The 530-nt window shown below is 26.6% G+C and carries 1 protein-coding gene; it reads left to right on the top strand.

Translation table 11 applies throughout. The annotated features are described in order from the left end of the window. Positions 1-205: 205 nt before the first annotated feature. Positions 206-448: a hypothetical protein gene (locus E3E36_RS11470; RefSeq protein WP_167895536.1), complete on the top strand. Its 243-nt coding sequence runs from the start codon at positions 206-208 to the stop codon at positions 446-448. Positions 449-530 lie beyond the last annotated feature (82 nt).

The following is a 530-nucleotide window of genomic DNA, read 5'->3' as shown; positions in this document are numbered from 1 at the left end:
AGTTCATAATAAATTTGATTTTCAGTTAATGCTGCAAAAGACATTAGTATTGAATGAAACAATGCTATAAAACCGTTAAAACAAGTTGTACTGAACTATAAAATCGGTTAATGATTCTTTTTTAAGGATTGATAAAACAATAACAACGCAGCAGTGGTATTTTATTTCATTTCAATAAATTAATAACTTCGAAAAAATGTTTGTTATGAGTATTGCTGAATTAAAACAAAGCCTGCATAATAAAATTGATGCTATTAATGATGAAATTTTATTGGAAGAAGTGAATAAAGCTATTGAAGAATTACATTATGATAATAATGAACTTGAACCTAATCCTGAGGTGATAAATATTTTAAGAGAAAGAAGACAGCAGTTTATACAAAATCCTGAAAACAGGTTAAGTTTAAATGCGTTTCAACAAAAAATAAAAGCTAAATATGGCGTTTAAAATTGAACTTCATTTTAGTGTATATGATGATGTAAGCAACATTGCAGATTGGTACGAACAAAGACAAGCATTTTTAAGTAAC

Origin of the sequence: Thermococcus sp. M36 (assembly GCF_012027355.1) — an archaeon.
Taxonomy (GTDB): domain Archaea; phylum Methanobacteriota_B; class Thermococci; order Thermococcales; family Thermococcaceae; genus Thermococcus.
The sequence above is the reverse complement of the archived record's forward strand: the minus strand, read 5'-3'. Positions and strand labels throughout refer to the sequence as shown.

Excerpts from the sequence above, each read along its gene's own strand:
- E3E36_RS11470 (WP_167895536.1), top strand. The coding sequence starts at position 206 with ATGAGTATTGCTGAATTAAAACAAAGCCTGCATAATAAAATTGATGCT.